2 protein-coding genes and 1 tRNA gene are annotated in these 1699 nt (G+C 65.2%); 1 reads left to right on the plus strand and 2 read right to left on the minus strand.

Going from position 1 to position 1699, the window contains the following annotated elements; genetic code table 11:
* On the minus strand, positions 1-551 hold a 551-nt coding region (locus tag VGD20_RS19900), incomplete at its 3' end, for a queuosine precursor transporter (RefSeq protein WP_331136112.1).
* A 58-nt stretch (positions 552-609) separates the two neighbouring features.
* Here VGD20_RS19900 and VGD20_RS19905 point away from each other — a divergent pair.
* A tRNA-Arg gene (locus VGD20_RS19905) sits at positions 610-686 on the plus strand.
* Here the strand turns inward: VGD20_RS19905 and VGD20_RS19910 are convergent.
* A partial coding sequence (locus VGD20_RS19910) for a recombinase family protein (RefSeq protein WP_331136113.1) occupies positions 645-1699 on the minus strand: 1055 nt, incomplete at its 5' end. The two genes, VGD20_RS19905 and VGD20_RS19910, sit on opposite strands and share 42 nt — an antisense overlap.

The raw sequence follows: 1699 nt of genomic DNA on the forward strand, positions 1-1699 counted from the left end.
GCGAGCGGGTAGAAGATCAGGCTGTCGACCGCCTGCCCCGCGATGGTCGAGCCGATCGTGCGCATCCACAGATGCCGTCCTTCGGTCAGCACCTTCATCCGCGCCAGGACGTAGGAATTGACGAACTCCCCCGCCCAGAAGGCGCACATGCTGGCAAAGACGATCCGGGGCACCTGGCCGAAGATCGTCTCGTAGGCCGCCTGATTGGTCCAGTCCGGCGCGGGCGGCAGCGCGACGACCACCCGCGCCATCAGCGCCATGAACACCGTCGCCGCGAACCCGACCCATATGACGCGCCGCGCATGGGCGTAGCCGTACACCTCGGTCAGGACGTCGCCGATGATATAGCTGACCGGAAAGAACAGGATGCCCGCCCCGAACGGCCACGGCCCGATCCCCGGCAGCACCACCTGCGCCACCTTCCCCGCGCCGAGCACGTTCGACAGCAACAGGATCGCGACGAACGCCGCCATGACCAGATCGAAATAACGGAACCGCCCGTTCGCGACCGCCGTCGCCTCGATCGTTTCCAGTCCGTGTGTGTCCCCCATGCCCGCCATCATGCCGCCCATTCCCCCGCACCGCAATCCGCGCTAGGCGCATCGCCGGGCGCCCGTAGCTCAGTTGGACAGAGCAAGGAGCTTCTACCTCCTTGGTCGGGGGTTCGAATCCCTCCGGGCGCGCCATTTCAGTACAGAACTGCGAACCGCAAAAGCCGCCGTTTCCCCGCTCGAAGCGGCGACGAGGGTTTGAAGCAGGTCTGATTTCCTTCCCATGATGCGAACCTCGTCGTCGGCGACCTCGACGCGCTGGGCGAGGGCGCGCAGGTGATCCCGCCGATAGCCGCCGCCTTCAATCCGCAAGCTCCTGCGTGCCGTCTCCGAAAGGGCGTCGATCATGTCCGGCGTCACGGCCCGATCGCCCGAGCCGTCGAGCGTCATCCGTATCCGCTCGGCGTCTGCCGTGGCCTGATCGCGGATGGCTTTCAGATTGGCGATCCGATCTTTCAGTCCCACATCGTCGAGTTCGGCGACGCCTGATTCGATCGCGTCGTAGAGCCGGTTGAGGCGCTGATCGGTTTCCGTGATTCGCCGGTTCAAGTCTGCCAGATGCTCGCGTCGGCGCTCGGCCCGTTCCTGCCGGCGGTCGAGAAGGCTCGACAGGATCGTCTCCAGCCGCTTCGGTTGGAGAAGGCGCTCTTCGAGATGGCCCGCGACCAGATGGTCGAGCTTGTCCATGCGGATCGAACGGCCTTCGCAGCCCGTCTTGCCCTGCCGCGCCTTGGTCGAGCAGGTGTAATAGGTATACTGCCCGCCATTGCCCTTGCCGGTGCGCAGGGTCATCGCGCCGCCGCACTTCGCGCAGAAGCAGATGCCGGTGAGCAGCGTCGGGCCACTCGATACCCGTGCCGGCACCACCATCGGATTGCGCGATTTGAGACGGGCCTGAACGGCGTCGAACGTCTCCCGCTCGATCAGCGGGGGCACCGCCATGACCGCCACTTCACTCTCCGGCTTCTTTTCGCGGTCTTTGTGCGAGCGCGTGTTGAAGCGGTGCTCGCCGATATAAGTCGTTCGGGTCAGGATCGCGTGGATTTGCGCCAGTCCCCATTTCCCGCCGTCACGGGTGAACATGCGCCGCTCGTTGAGATAGGTTGCGATGGCCTTGACGCCTTTCGGGCCTGACGTGCCGTCGCCTT

This window comes from Sphingopyxis sp. (genome assembly GCF_036402335.1).
In the GTDB taxonomy this organism is placed as follows: Bacteria; Pseudomonadota; Alphaproteobacteria; order Sphingomonadales; family Sphingomonadaceae; genus Sphingopyxis.